This is a genomic window from Kitasatospora sp. NPDC056138 (genome assembly GCF_042264695.1).
In the GTDB taxonomy this organism is placed as follows: Bacteria; Actinomycetota; Actinomycetes; order Streptomycetales; family Streptomycetaceae; genus Kitasatospora.
The window spans coordinates 43793-57298 of the sequence record NZ_JBHJVK010000014.1; the positions used below are offsets into that span (position 1 = coordinate 43793).

Sequence of the window (13506 nt, forward strand, 5' to 3'; positions counted from 1 at the left end):
GTCGGCGCGGGGGGCGTCGGTACGGGGGCTGTTCACGGCAGTACGGTCACCACTCGATCCCGCGCTGGCCCTTGCGGCCCGCGTCCATGGGGTGCTTCACCTTGGTCATCTCGGTGACCAGGTCGGCGAACCCGGTCAGCGCCTCGGGCGCGTAGCGGCCGGTGATGACCACGTGCTGGCTGCCGGGGCGCTCGCGCAGCACCGTCAGCACCTCCTCGACGTCGATCCACCCCCAGTGCATGGGGTAGGTGAACTCGTCCAGCACGTAGAAGCGGTAGCGCTCGGCGGCCAGGTCGCGCTTGATCTGCGCCCAGCCCTCCTTCGCCGCCTCCTCGCTGGACTCGACCATCTCGGCGGAGCGCTGCACCCAGGACCAGCCCTCGCCCATCTTGTGCCAGTCCACCGTGCCGCCCTCGCCGGAGGCGCCGAGCACGCGCAGCGCGTTCTCCTCGCCGACCTTCCACTTGGCGGACTTCACGAACTGGAACACCCCGACGGACCAGCCCTGGTTCCAGGCCCGCAGCGCCATCCCGAAGGCGGCGGTGGACTTGCCCTTGCCGGGGCCGGTGTGCACGGCGGTGATCGGCAGGGTGCGGCGCTGACGCGTGGTCAGGCCGTCATCGGGGACGGACTCGGGAATACCCTTCGGCATGGCTCAGGCTGCCTTTCGGTCGTGGCCAACGGTTCGGTGCGCATGGACCAGTGCGGTGACACCTTCGGCCCGCAGTTCGTCCAGCGTTACTGCGGGGGCGTTCAGCTGGCCGGCCAGCGTACGGGCCAGGCCGAGCCGCACCGGTCCCGACTCGCAGTCCAGTACGACGCTCGCCAGGCCCTGCCCGGCCAGCAGCCCGGCCGCCCGCCCGGCCTGGGCCAGTGCGTCCCGGCCGCCGGTGGCGCGGCCGTCGGTGACCACCATCAGCAGCGGACGGCGGTGCGGGTCGCGCATCCGCTCCACCCGCAGCACCTCGTGCGCGCGCAGCAGCCCGGCCGCCAGCGGGGTCCGGCCGCCGGTGGGCAGCTGCTCCAGCCGGGCGGCGCCGACCTCCACCGAGGAAGTGGGCGGCAGGGCCAGTTCGGCCGAGGAGCCCCGGAAGGTGATCATGCCGATCTTGTCGCGGCGCTGGTACGCGTCCATCAGCAGCGACATCACGGCGCCCTTGACCGCGGTCATCCGCTGCCGCGCCGCCATCGACCCGGAGGCGTCCACCACGAACAGCACCAGGTTGGACTCCCGGCCCTGGCGCACCTGCTCACGGAAGTCGTCCCGGCGCAGCACCAGCGCGCGCGAGTCGCGGCCCCGCGCCACCTGGTGCGGGGCGGCGGCGCGCAGCGTGGCGCTCAGGTGCAGCCGGCTCAGCGTCCCCTGCGGGCGGCGGGCCCGGACGGTGTGCCCGCCGTCGGTCTCGGCGGGGGAGCGGCGCCCCTGGGCGCCCTTTCCGGTGCCGGGCACCTTGAACAGCCGGGTGCGGTACGGGTCCCCGGCGGAGGCCACCGGCGCCTTGCCCGCACCGCCCGTGCCCTGCGGGGGGACGCCCGCGTCGGCCGGCGGCTCGGGCTCCGAGGCGGCACTGCCGTCCGGGGCGTCACCGGGCGCGGGAGCCCCGCCGCCGTCGGGGCCGCCGCCGTCAGGGCCGCCGCCCTCGGGACCGTCGCCCTCGGGACCGCCCTCCGGGTCGGTGGGCTCCTCAGGCTGGGAGTGCTCCGCCAGCGTCCGGTCCAGCTGCTCCTCGTCCAGCCCGGGTGCGTCGAACGGGTTCCGGCGCCGCCGGTGCGGCAGTGCCAGCTGCGCGGCCTTGCGGACGTCCTCCTCCAGCACCTCGGTGCGTCCGTCCCAGGCCGCCAGCGCGACCGCGGTCCGGGCCATCACGATGTCCGCCCGCAGCCCGTCCACCTCGAACGCCGCACACACGGCGGTGATCTGACGCAGTGCCAGATCGGTCAGTACCACCTCGGGCAGCAATTCCCTTGCTGCAGTGATCCGTTCGGCCAGTGCCCGCTCGTCCGCCGCGTAGCGGGCGGCGAAGCCCGCCGGGTCGGCGTCGTAGGCGAGCCGCCGCCGGACCACGTCGGCGCGCTCGCCCGGGTCGCGGGTGGCGGCGATCTCGACCGTCAGTCCGAAGCGGTCGAGCAGCTGCGGGCGCAGCTCGCCCTCCTCCGGGTTCATCGTCCCGACCAGCAGGAACCGGGCCGCGTGCCGCACCGAGACGCCCTCGCGCTCCACGTAGGAGCGGCCCATCGCGGCGGCGTCCAGCAGCAGGTCGACCACGTGGTCCTGCAGCAGGTTGACCTCGTCGATGTAGAGCACGCCCCGGTGAGCCTTGGCCAGCAGCCCGGGTTCGTACGCCTTGACGCCCTCGGCCAGCGCCCGCTCCAGGTCGAGCGAGCCGACGATCCGGTCCTCGGAGACGCCGACGGGCAGCTCCACCAGGTGCGCCGGGCGCCGCTCGGCCGGTTCCGGGGCGTGCGGACCGTCCGGGCACTGCGGGTCGGCCGCCGCCGGGTCGCAGGCGAACCGGCAGCCGGGCACGGTCGCGATGGAGGGCAGTAGCCCGGCCAGCGCACGCACCATGGTCGACTTGGCGGTCCCCTTCTCACCGCGCACCAGCACCCCGCCCACGGCTGGGGAGACCGCGTTGAGCAGCAGCCCGAGCCGCAGGTCGGCCATGCCGACGATCGCGGTGAACGGGTATCGGACGTCACTCATCAGCTCTCCATCGTTCGGGGTGCCCCTGGCGGGACGAAGGGCAGGCCACCGGGTGCCCCGCCCTCGATCAGCTTCCAGAGCGCGTCGGTGTCGGCGTGCTCCTCGATCAGGTCGCCGAGCCGGTCGAGACGGGCCTCCCTGGCCGCCGCGAACGAGACGTCGGAGGCGGGGACGAACGCCCGCCCGGCCGACGCGGCCACCTCGCGCAGCAGTTGCCGCCGGAAGCCGTCGTTCTCCAGCGCGCCGTGCCAGGTGGTGCCCCAGACCGAGCCCACCCGGCAGCCGTCCAGGAACGGTTCGCCGCCCTCGACGGACACCACCCCGTGGTGGATCTCGTAGCCCTCGACCCGCTCGCCGTACGCCTCACCGACCGGCCTGGCCAGCACCTTCTCGCGTCCGAAGACCACCCGGGTGGGCAGCAGACCGAGCCCGGCGACCTCGCCGGCCCCGGACTCGACCTCGTCCAGGATGCTCCGGCCCAGCATCTGGTAGCCGCCGCAGACCCCGAGCACCGGCAGTCCGGCGGCCGCCCGCGCCTTCAGCGCGGGTTCGAGGCCGCGCTCGCGCAGCCAGGCCAGGTCGGCGACGGTGGCCCGGCTGCCGGGCAGTACGACGAGGTCGGCGTCGGCCAGCTCCTCCGGGCGGGTCGCCCAGCGCACCAGTACGCCGGGCTCCTGCGCCAGCGCGTCCAGGTCGGTGAAGTTGGACAGCCTCGGGAAGCGCACCACGGCCACCCGCAGGACGTCCGCGCCGACCGGTCCGCTGCTCGCCGCGTGGTCCACCACGGTGGTCAGGTCGAGCGAGTCCTCGGCGTCCAGCCAGAGGCCGGAGAGCATCGGCAGGGTGCCCAGTACCGGACGCCCGGTCAGCTGGTGCAGCATGTCGAGGCCGGGCGCCAGCAGCCGGGCATCGCCCCGGAACTTGTTGACGAACCAGCCGGCCACATGCCGCTGGTCCTCCGCCGAGAGCAGCGCCAGCGTCCCGTACATCGCGGCGAAGACCCCGCCCCGGTCGATGTCGCCGACCACCACCACCGGCAGCCCGGCGGCCGTGGCCAGCCCCATGTTGGCGATGTCCCGGTCGCGCAGATTGATCTCGGCCGGCGAGCCCGCGCCCTCGCAGACCACCACCTCGAACCGGCTGCGCAGATCGGCCAGGCACTCCAGCGCCCGCTCCAGCAGGACGGGCTTGCGCTCGCGGTAGTCCAGCGCACCGACCTCGGCGACCGGCCTGCCGAGCAGCACCACCTGACTGCGGCCGTCCGCACCCGGCTTGAGCAGCACCGGGTTCATCGCCGCCTCCGGCTCGACCCGGGCGGCCTGCGCCTGCATCGCCTGCGCCCGGCCGATCTCGGCGCCGTCGGCGGTCACGAAGGAGTTCAGCGACATGTTCTGCGCCTTGAACGGCGCGACCCTGACGCCCTGTCGGGCCAGCCAGCGGCAGATGCCCGCCGTGACCACGCTCTTGCCCGCGTCCGAGGTCGTCCCGGCGACCAGCAGTGCCCCGCTCATGCTTCTCCGCTCCGCTTCACGGTCGTCGTTCTTCCCCGGCCATGCCCCACCCGGCCGTGCTCTACCCGGCGTTGCCCCACCCGGCTGTGCCCTGCCCAGCTCCGCTCTGCCCGGCCTTGCCCTGCCCGGTTGTGCCCTGCCCGGTTGTGCCCGGCCCGGAGGGCGGCCGGACCGGCGCAGCGCGGCACCGCTCCGTGACGTGCACTCACGTCCGCCTCCGCCGCCAGGTCCACAGCGTCCGCCCGGCCACGGTGGCCGCCAGCGCCAGCACACCCACCCGCCGGGACAGCCGGCACGCCCGCTCGATGTCCCCGACCGCCACCGGCCGCAGCTCCGCGCCGAGCACCGGCCGGTGCTCCACCCGCTCGCCGTAGTGCAGGGTGCCGCCCAGCCGCACGCCCAGCGCCCCGGCGAAGGCGGACTCGGCCTGCCCGGCGTTGGGGCTCGGGTGAGCGGAGCCGTCCCGCCGCCAGACCCGCCAGGCGGTACCGCGTTCGGGCGCGGCGGCCACCGTGAGCAGGGCGGTCAGCCGGGCGCCGGGCCAGCCGGCCACGTCGTCCAGCCGGGCCGAGGCCCAGCCGAAGCGCAGATGGCGCGGGGAGCGGTGTCCGACCATCGCGTCCAGCGTGTTGACGGCCCGAAAGGCGAGCAGCCCGGGCGTACCGGCCAGCGCACCCCAGGTCAGCGCGTTGACCACGGCGTCGGCGGTGTTCTCCGCCACCGACTCGACCACGGCGCGGGCGATCTGCTGCTCGTCCAGTGCGCTCGGGTCGCGGCCGCACAGGTGCGGCAGCCGCGCGCGGGCGGCGGTCAGATCGCCGGCCTGGAGCGAACGGCCGATGGTCCTGGCCTCCCGGGTGAGCGAGGTGCCGCCGAGCACCGTCCAGGTCGCGGCGGCGGCCAGCGCCGCCTGTCCGCATCTGCTGCGCCCGAGCGCGCGTTCGGCGAGCACCGCCCCGGCCGCGACCGCACCGACGCAGGCGGCGGTGTACACGGCGCCCGCCGCCCGCCGGTTGCGCCAGAGCGCACGCTCCAGACGTCCGGCGGCGGTGCCGAAGGCGGCGACGGGGTGCCCGCGCCGGGGGTCGGCGAGGGCGGCGTCGGCGAGGTACCCGGCGATGCTGCCCAGGGCGAAGGCGGCGCTGCGGTTCAGTCGAGGCACGGCGCGGGCAGGGCGACGGAGGCGGACCGGGGGACGGACCCGAGGTCGAGCGGCGGCCGTACTCGGGCCGGGGCAGCCTGCATGGCGTGCGTGTCCTCACTCAGGGTCCGCGCCCTGGATCGACGTACCGGAGGCGAGAGTCTCCTGGCTTCCGGGGCGGACACACCCCCGGTCCGCCGGCAGCCGTGCGAACGGACCGCCGTGACCAAACGTCGAGTGTGCTCCCCGGTGACAGTGGCGGGACCGCGCCGGACTCGCACCGGCTTCCTCTGCATGCCTCCGTTTGGCTGAAAGATCCCACCACGGGCCGCGACCGGGAGTCAACAAACCCGGCGGAGGGCTTGGTCACAGCCCTGCGGCAGCCTCCCCGGCCCGCCGCGACCGGCTCTTGGCCCGCCCTGCGGCCTGCCCACCGAGGACCACCTCGGGCAGCCGTTCGGCAAGCCGGGCCTGAAGTGACCGGCCGCTGAAGCGACCGGACCGGCCTGACGCCTCGGCAGGCTCCCGGCGGGTGTGCGGTGCCGCCCGGACGGCCACCCGCGTGCTCCTCGCGTCCGCCGAGGAACCGTCACTACCTCCGAGTAGCGGACCGATTCACCCGGGACGGGCTGGAGGAACGTCCGACGCGGGCTCGGGGCGGACACTGGCGCTTCGTGCAATCGGCGGGGTGTGGACGAAATGTGCGGCCCCCTACGGTCGGGTGCCATGCGACGCAGACAGCCGCCCCCTCCGCCCCCGGTGCCGTTCTCCCCGACGGCCGCGCGGTCCCACCGGACCGGGCTCGGCCTGACCCCCGAGCAGGTGGCCGAGGGCATGGCCGCCCACGGCATCCGACTGCTGCCCGCCCATGTGACCGGCTGGGAGAGCGGTGGGATCCGGCCGTCCGAGGAGGAGTTCATCGCCCTCGCGCGCGTCCTGTGGTGCCCTCCGGTCCAGCTGATGGGTGCCCCTCCCGGCACGCTGCGGGACTTCCGCCTCGCCCGGGAGCTCGGCCGGGAACAGGCGGCCCGCCGGATCGGGATGCCGCTGCCCGCGTACGAACGGGCCGAGTCGACCGGCAGGTGGACCGGCGACGAGGAGCAGTCACGCGCCCTCGCCCACGTCCTCGGCCTGGGCCTGCGCACCCTGCTGGCGGTGACGCACCGTGAGGACGACCTCGACCGGCGGCTGCGCCAGTGCGTCGACGGCCGCTGGCAGGGGCAGCTGAAGGCGATCGGCCGACTGCTCCCGGTCGCGCCGGACATCCTCTCCTCGGCGCTCTCGGACCTGCAGAACGAGTACCTGGTCCCGACGCACTGGGGCTCCTCCACCCCCGCCCCGGCCGATCGCGCGCCGCAGCAGCCGCTCGCCCGGCGCTTCTGGGAGCTGCTCTCCCGCTACCCCACCGAGATCCCCGTGTAGCGGGCGGCGGGGATCCGCGCGGCCGCACCCGGCAGGCGGGAGCCGGCCCGCACGGACGGACTCGCCCCGGTGGCACGTGCGCGGCCCGGAGAGTGGACTGGGAGGCACCGTCCCGTCCAGCACACCGGGGAGCGCTATGCGTTGGGGAACCGCCGCCGCCGTGGCAGCCGCCGCCGTCGGAGCCGGAGCAGCCGTGATCCTGATCGGCCGCAGGGTGTCCGAGCGCTCGGTCCGCCCGCCGGCCGGGCCGGGCGCGGCCGCCACCCTCCGCGTGCACGACCTCGCCGCCGGGAGGGTCTCCCTCACCCGGGCGCCGGAGAGCGAACGTCCGGGCCGGTACGCACTGGAGTGGCGCGGCGGCGGCCACGCGGTGGTCGGCGAGGTCCTGGGCACCGACGTGCAGACCGTCACCCGTCGGCTGGAGCGCGCGGAGCACGGCACCCTCGCCGTCGGCACCGAGGTCGAACTGACCCCCCGGGTCCACCTCGGCGACCCGGCCACCGCCCTCGGCCTCGACTTCACCGGGACCGCCGTCGAGGGCGAGCTCGGACTGCTGCCCGCCTGGTACGTCCCCGGCATGCGCGGGACCTGGGTGATCCTGGTGCACGGCCCCGGCGCCGACCGCACCCAGGCGCTGCCGGTGCTCCCGCTGCTGCACTCGCTGAAACTGCCGACCCTGACCGTCACCTACCGGGGCGACGCCGGGGCCCCGCCCCCGCCGGACGGGCTCGGCCACTTCGGCGAGACCGAGTGGCAGGACGTCGAGTCGGCGATCGGGCTCGCCCTGGACAGCGGCGCGGGACGGGTCGTCCTGTACGGCTGGTCGCTCGGCGCCACGATGTGCCTGCTGACGGCGGCCAGGTCCACCAGGCAGGCCTCGATCGGCGGTCTGGTGCTTGACTCCCCGATCCTCGACTGGTCCACCAGCGTGCGCCGGGAGAGCGTCCGGGCGGGTATCCCGGGGGCCCTCGCCGAGCTGGGTGCGCTGGCCGCCGAAGGCCGTACCAAGGTGGACCCGGCCGTCTTCGCCCGCCTCGCGGACGGCGCGGACCTGCGGGTTCCCACCCTGCTGCTCTGCAGTCCGGCCGACGGCATCGCGCCGATCGGGGCCGCCCGCCGCCTCGCGTACCACCGCCCCGACCTGGTGAGCCTGCACGAGCTGCCCGGCGCGGAGCACACGCAACTGTGGAACGCCCACCCGGACGACTACGCGGAGGCGCTGCGCCGCTGGCTCACCCCGCTGCTCTGACCATTCGGTCACTCTCCGTGGATGATCGGTCACTGCCGATCGGGTATTCAGGGGGCTCCGGGTGACCTGAACCTGACGGAGTGTCGATCATTTTGTTGGGTACACGACACTCGAATCAGGCCAACCATTCGAATGTTCAGGCCCGGTTTGCGGGCTGTTGCCCGATCTCTTCCGCCCCTTCTCACCGGGCGGCCAAAGACGCGCCGAACCCGATGTGACAGAAGGCCGGTGCACGGGGAAGACTGCACGGCGTGACGTCTCGGAACCCGCGCGACCGTGATGCCCCGCTCCCGCCGACGATCGGTACCGGTGCGACGGTGACCCGTCTGCCCGGTACGGTCCGCCGCGCCGACGGCGCGCACCCCGGCCACCCCGCCGCAGCCCGCCGCCGTACCCCGGCGCCCAAGCCGGGACGGGGGAGGGTCCCGGTGCCCGACGGCTTCCCCGCACCGGCCGAGCTCGCCCCGCTGGCCCGCCGGATGCTCGTGGACGCGGTCCGGATCGCGCGCTGGGCGGGTGAACTCGACAAGGTCGACCGCCGGGGCGAGCTGCTCCCCGACGACGCCCGCGCCGCCGGGCGCGCGCTCGCCATGACGGTCGGCGCCGCGGCCAAGGCCTGGGGCCAGGCCCTGCTGGTGGGGCTGGTCGAACCGCGCGAGGGCGGTGCCGGACCGGGCTGGCGGCTGCACGCCTGGGAGCACGACGACGAGGCGGTGATCCGGGGCTGGTCCGCGCTGTTCGACTCCTGGACGCTGGTCGCCCCCGTTCCGCCCGCCGCGATGCGCGGAGTCTTCGCCGTCCTCGCCGGGCAGGCCGTCGACCACGCGCCCCACCTGCTCTCCTTCCTGCACCTGGTGGACGGCCCGGTCGCCGACAGCGAACTGCTCGAACTGCTCCGGCGCGGCCTGGACGAGCGCCGCCACGGCGCCGGTACGGGCACGCTGACGCTCTCCCCGGTCCCGCACGCCGCCTCGGCCGTCTCCGCGGTCCGCGGCACCTGCCGCGAGCCGCAGGTGGACAACCCGCCGGCCCCCTCGGACGTCGCCGCCGTCCTCGACTGGATGCTGGACGGCCTCGCCGCCGTCGGCGCCCTGGTCCGCCGGGACGAGGCGGCGGAGCTCTCCCTGCTCGGGCACTGGGCCGTGCGCGCCAAGCTGGAGGAGATCTGCACGGTCGCCCAGACCGCGGCCGGGCACATCGAGCAGAGCGCGCTGGAGCTCCTGGACGCCTGCGCCAACTACTCCCCGGGCCCGGCCCGCGCCGAGTACCGGGCCTGGGTCGCCGCCCGCCCGGTGGACCGTGCGGTCGCCGAGCTGCTGGACGCCGCCCGGGGCGAGGACGCGCTGCTGCGCGGGCTCGCCTTCGAGGCGCTCCGGGTCGCGGGTGGCACCGCCGAGCAGGCCGTCCGGGCCGCCGTCGACGAACCGGTACTGCGTCCGTACGCCCTGCTCTGGCTGGCCGAGCAGTCGGACGAGGGGGTCTCGCCGGCCGACGTGCTCGGCGCGGACGACGCCGCCTGGCTCTGGGTGGACACGGCCGCCGCCGTACTCGACCACGGTGAGACCGAGCTGCTGGTGGGCCATGTCGAGGGTGCCTCGGCGGGCGAGCCGGTCCGGCTGTTCAACCGGGCCAGGCAGTCCGGCCACCCCCGCTCGGCCTCCGTGCTCACCGCCGTCGCGGGCGTCCACCCGGATCCCGCCGTGGCCCGTGCCGCCCGCCGCTCCGCCTTCAGCGTCCACCGCGGCGGCGCCTAGTCCGGCCCGGTCAGGGGCAAGGGGCAAGGGGCAAGGGGCAAGGGGGGCTGCTCCCGAGGGGCGCGGGAACTGCGCGAAACCGGAAGGCCCAGGCCCGCACGCACCCACCGGGGACCAAGCGGCACCGCCGCGCCGGGGGCTGCCGCAACCCGGCCCACCGGGCTCGGCCGACCGCGGTCGTCCTCCGCCGCGCGCAGTTCCCCGCGCCCCTGACGGTTGCCCCACCCCGTGCCCCGAAGGGCTCACGGCCCGGAAAGGCCCACCGCCCCCGGAACGCCCGAAGGGGCCCGGATCCCGTAGCGGATCCGGGCCCCTTCGGGCGTTCACGGCGGGCTCAGCAGCCCCGCGACTCCGCGCGGCGGGCGCGGACGTCGCCCACCTTCTGGCCCACCTTGCGGCGGATGACCAGCAGCGGCGCCATCGCGGCCAGCGTGATCTGCGCGATCGCCCCGATGTGCATCAGCGTGTCGCCGCCCGGCAGGCCGGCGGCCCAGGCCGCCAGGCAGCCGATGGAGACCACGATCCAGCACAGCGTCGCCGTGGCCAGCAGGCCCTGCGGCTTGGGGTACTCGATGCGGCTCACCATCAGGTACGCCACGCCGAGGATCATCAGCAGGCCGAGCATCAGCGGCGGTTCGAGCAGCACGATGGCGATCACCGTCATCGCGCCCATCGGGCAGGGCATGCCCTGGAAGATCCCCGGCCGCATCTTCACGGCGGAGAACCTGGCCAGCCGCAGGACGACGGCGAGCAGGACGGTCACCGCGATGAACGCCGAGAGCTGCTGGTTGCTGTCCGGCGAGACGATGCCCCAGACCGCGACGAAGTAGGCCGGCGCGATGCCGAAGCTGATCAGGTCGGCCAGGTTGTCGAGCTCGGCGCCGAGCGCGGAGGAGCGCAGCTTGCGCGCCACCAGGCCGTCGAAGAGGTCGCACATCGAGCCGATCAGCAGCAGCGTCACGGCGGTGGCGGCGCTGTGCCTGTTCGGCATGGCGTCGCCCATCAGGTGCGGCATCAGGACCCCGGTGGTGATCGAGTAGATCGCCATGAAGCCGCAGACGGCGTTGCCCAGGGTCAGGAAGTCGGCGGTGGAGAGGTGCTGCGGAGAGCGGGGAGCGCGCAGCTCGCGGTCGCGTGCCCAGCGGCGGCGGTGCAGGCCGGTCTCCTCCTCCTCGCTCAGGCCGACGAGAGTCTCAGGATCAGTCACGGTCAAGGCGTGTCACCCCGGCAGTGGTCTTCTGGCCGACCTCGACGCCGACGTCGACGCCGGCCGGCAGGTAGGTGTCTACGCGAGAGCCGAAGCGGATCAGCCCGACCCGCTCGCCCTGCTCGACCTTGGTGCCGGCGTCCACGTACGGCACGATGCGGCGGGCCACGGCCCCCGCGATCTGCACCATCTCGATGTCGCCGAGCTCGGTGTCGAAGTGCCAGACGACCCGCTCGTTGCGGTCGCTGTCCTTGTTGAACGCCGGGACGAAGCCTCCGGCGACGTGTTCGACGGATGTCACCGTGCCGGGCAGCGGGGCGCGGTTGACGTGCACATTGAGCGGGCTCATGAAGATCGCGACACGGGTCCGGCCGTCCGGCCAGGCATCGATGCTCTGCACCACACCGTCGGCGGGGGAGATCACTCTGCCGGCGCCGATCTCGCGCTCCGGGTCGCGGAAGAACCACAGCATGCCCGCGCCGAGCGCGCAGGCCGGTACCGCTGCCACGGCCCACTTGCCGTTCCGCCTGGTGAGGGCGGTGGTGAGGGCGGCAGTGGCCAGGGTCGGGACGAACCAGGGGGTGGCGCCGCGCGCAATGGTCACGCGGGGACGCCGACCGCCCGCCGGGGCGTCGAGGGCGCCGGCCGGAGCGGAGGTGTGAGGGGACGGGCTGATGGGCATCGAAGACCTTAGTCGCGGGGGATCATGGCCGCTGGACGGGGGCCACCGCGGGGATCGGGTGAGATGGGGACGGCTGCTGTCCCGGTGGATGCTATCGGGACCAGGCGGTAGGTGGGCAAGCCGCCTGCGTGTTCAGGAGTCCGGTGCGGCGCCGATCTGTGCCTGCTATGTGTACGACCGTAGCTCGGGTCGGCGCGGTTCCCAAGAGGCTGGACGAAGCGCGTGACCCATGTCTCAATTCGGACAAGAGCGACGAGGCGGGTCCTGGCTGACTGGGAGTCAGCTCCGGATCCCGCAGCCCGGAGGAGGGGTCGAAAGGGCGCTGAGCGGGCCCTGTGGGCCGTTCTGGGGCGATTGGGGAGTGCAGGTGTGCCGTAGGGCGCGCACCGGCGGGTACGCGCCCTACGACCTTCCCCAAAACGCCGTACCGCCCCCGATCGGCTGACCAGGCCCGGGGACTGCCGCGGTACGGCGGGGCCGGGAGGCAGGCCCGCACGCCCGCCTCCCGGCTTTCGAATGGCTCTCGTGCCGGGCCTGGCGGTCCGGATCCGGCGTGGCGGGATCCGGACCGGGTGCTCACCGGCGTGTCTCACTCCGCGATGCGGTACTCCTCCAGCAGGCGGCGGCCCACGATCATCTTCTGGATCTCCGCAGTACCTTCACCGATCAGCAGCATCGGGGCCTCGCGGTAGAGGCGCTCGATCTCGTACTCCTTGGAGAAGCCGTAGCCGCCGTGGATCCGGAAGGCGTCCTCGACGACCTCCTTGCAGTACTCCGAGGCGAGGTACTTGGCCATCCCGGCCTCCAGGTCGTTCCGCTCGCCGCTGTCCTTCTTGCGGGCGGCCATCACCATCATCTGGTGGGCGGCCTCGACCTTGGTGGCCATCTCGGCCAGCTTGAACTGGATCGCCTGGTGCTCGGCGATCTTCTTGCCGAAGGTGGAGCGCTGCTGGGCGTACGAGATGCCCAGCTCGAAGGCGCGCCGGGCGACACCGCAGCCCCGGGCCGCGACGTTGACCCGGCCGACCTCGACGCCGTCCATCATCTGGTAGAAGCCCCGGCCCGGGACCCCGCCCAGGATCCGGTCGGCCGGGATGCGGACGTCCTGGAGCACCAGCTCGGTGGTGTCGACGCCCTTGTAGCCCATCTTCTCGATCTTCCCGGGCACGGTGAGACCGGGGACCGTCGGGTTGGGGCCGAAACCGGGCGTCTTCTCGACCAGGAAGGTGGTCATGTTCTTGTACGGGGTCGAGCCGCCCTCGTCGGTCTTGCACAGCACCGCGACCAGGGTGGAGGTGCCGCCGTTGGTCAGCCACATCTTCTGGCCGTTGAGGACGTAGAAGTCTCCCCCAGCCTCCGGCTGGGAGGTGCCCCCACTGACCTTGACAGCCTTGGTGGAGATCGCCGCGACGTCGGAGCCGAGGCCCGGCTCGGACATCGAGAAGGCGCCGCGGATCTCGCCGGCCGCCATCCTGGGCAGGAAGTACTCCTTCTGCTCCTGGGTGCCGTGGGCGTTGATCATGTGGGCGACGATGAAGTGCGTGTTGACGATGCCGGAGACCGACATCCAGCCGCGGGCGATCTCCTCGACCACCAGCGCGTAGGTCAGCAGCGACTCGCCGAGGCCGCCGAACTCCTCGGGGATGGTCAGGCCGAACAGGCCGAGCTGCTTCATCCCCTCCACGATCGCGGTCGGGTACTCGTCCCTGTGCTCCAGCTCGGTCGCGACCGGGATGATCTCCTTGTCGACAAAGTCCCGCACGGTGGCGAGGATGTCCCGCTGGATCTCGGTGAGGCCGTCGGTCTGTGCGAGGCGTCCCATCGTGCGGCTCCGTA

10 protein-coding genes and 1 riboswitch are annotated in these 13506 nt (G+C 74.0%); of the genes, 3 read left to right on the top strand and 7 right to left on the bottom strand.

The features are described from left to right. Positions 1 to 46 precede the first annotated feature (46 nt). From cobO to ACFC1R_RS12275, 4 genes are all read right to left on the bottom strand, one after another. The gene (cobO, locus tag ACFC1R_RS12260; RefSeq protein WP_375936858.1) at positions 47 to 652 is read right to left on the bottom strand and encodes a cob(I)yrinic acid a,c-diamide adenosyltransferase; all 606 of its coding nucleotides are present in this window, start codon (positions 650 to 652) and stop codon (positions 47 to 49) included. 3 nt (positions 653 to 655) lie between these two features. Continuing rightward, entirely contained in the window at positions 656 to 2704 is a 2049-nt protein-coding gene (locus ACFC1R_RS12265; protein WP_375936861.1) for a putative cobaltochelatase, read from the bottom strand. Beyond that, positions 2704 to 4215, bottom strand: coding sequence for a cobyric acid synthase (locus ACFC1R_RS12270; RefSeq protein WP_375936864.1), 1512 nt, complete (start codon positions 4213 to 4215; stop codon positions 2704 to 2706). The genes ACFC1R_RS12265 and ACFC1R_RS12270 overlap by 1 nt, the downstream gene beginning before the upstream one ends. Before the next feature lie 205 nt (positions 4216 to 4420). Further along, the gene (locus ACFC1R_RS12275) at positions 4421 to 5368 is read right to left on the bottom strand and encodes a cobalamin biosynthesis protein (protein ID WP_375937069.1); all 948 of its coding nucleotides are present in this window, start codon (positions 5366 to 5368) and stop codon (positions 4421 to 4423) included. 123 nt (positions 5369 to 5491) lie between these two features. Then, positions 5492 to 5673, bottom strand: a riboswitch (cobalamin riboswitch). A gap of 409 nt (positions 5674 to 6082) precedes the next feature. On the opposite strand from ACFC1R_RS12275, the gene ACFC1R_RS12280 reads away from it, so the two are divergent. From ACFC1R_RS12280 to ACFC1R_RS12290, 3 genes are all read left to right on the top strand, one after another. Then, positions 6083 to 6778, top strand: a complete 696-nt coding sequence (locus ACFC1R_RS12280) for a helix-turn-helix domain-containing protein (RefSeq protein ID WP_375936867.1) — start codon at positions 6083 to 6085, stop codon at positions 6776 to 6778. Between the two features lie 136 nt (positions 6779 to 6914). Further along, a complete protein-coding gene (locus ACFC1R_RS12285) occupies positions 6915 to 8027 on the top strand; it encodes an alpha/beta hydrolase family protein (protein WP_375936869.1) in 1113 nt (370 codons plus the stop codon). A 251-nt stretch (positions 8028 to 8278) separates the two neighbouring features. Then, positions 8279 to 9781 carry a hypothetical protein gene (locus ACFC1R_RS12290; protein WP_375936872.1) on the top strand — a complete coding sequence of 501 codons (1503 nt, stop codon included), beginning with the start codon at positions 8279 to 8281 and terminating at the stop codon, positions 9779 to 9781. Positions 9782 to 10115: 334 nt separating this feature from the next. Here ACFC1R_RS12290 and ACFC1R_RS12295 read toward each other — a convergent pair whose 3' ends face one another. From ACFC1R_RS12295 to ACFC1R_RS12305, 3 genes are all read right to left on the bottom strand, one after another. After that, a complete protein-coding gene (locus ACFC1R_RS12295; RefSeq protein WP_045301468.1) occupies positions 10116 to 10994 on the bottom strand; it encodes a phosphatidylcholine/phosphatidylserine synthase in 879 nt (292 codons plus the stop codon). Next, entirely contained in the window at positions 10981 to 11670 is a 690-nt protein-coding gene (locus ACFC1R_RS12300; RefSeq protein ID WP_375936875.1) for a phosphatidylserine decarboxylase, read from the bottom strand. Before ACFC1R_RS12300 ends, ACFC1R_RS12295 begins: the two co-directional genes overlap by 14 nt. Before the next feature lie 589 nt (positions 11671 to 12259). After that, on the bottom strand, positions 12260 to 13492 hold the full coding sequence (locus ACFC1R_RS12305; protein ID WP_375936878.1) for an acyl-CoA dehydrogenase family protein: 1233 nt from the start codon (positions 13490 to 13492) through the stop codon (positions 12260 to 12262). Positions 13493 to 13506: the final 14 nt, after the last annotated feature.

Excerpts from the sequence above, each read along its gene's own strand:
- cobO (WP_375936858.1), bottom strand. The coding sequence starts at position 652 with ATGCCGAAGGGTATTCCCGAGTCCGTCCCCGATGACGGCCTGACCACG.
- ACFC1R_RS12265 (WP_375936861.1), bottom strand. The coding sequence starts at position 2,704 with ATGAGTGACGTCCGATACCCGTTCACCGCGATCGTCGGCATGGCCGAC.
- ACFC1R_RS12270 (WP_375936864.1), bottom strand. The coding sequence starts at position 4,215 with ATGAGCGGGGCACTGCTGGTCGCCGGGACGACCTCGGACGCGGGCAAG.
- ACFC1R_RS12280 (WP_375936867.1), top strand. The coding sequence starts at position 6,083 with ATGCGACGCAGACAGCCGCCCCCTCCGCCCCCGGTGCCGTTCTCCCCG.
- ACFC1R_RS12285 (WP_375936869.1), top strand. The coding sequence starts at position 6,915 with ATGCGTTGGGGAACCGCCGCCGCCGTGGCAGCCGCCGCCGTCGGAGCC.
- ACFC1R_RS12300 (WP_375936875.1), bottom strand. The coding sequence starts at position 11,670 with ATGCCCATCAGCCCGTCCCCTCACACCTCCGCTCCGGCCGGCGCCCTC.
- ACFC1R_RS12305 (WP_375936878.1), bottom strand. The coding sequence starts at position 13,492 with ATGGGACGCCTCGCACAGACCGACGGCCTCACCGAGATCCAGCGGGAC.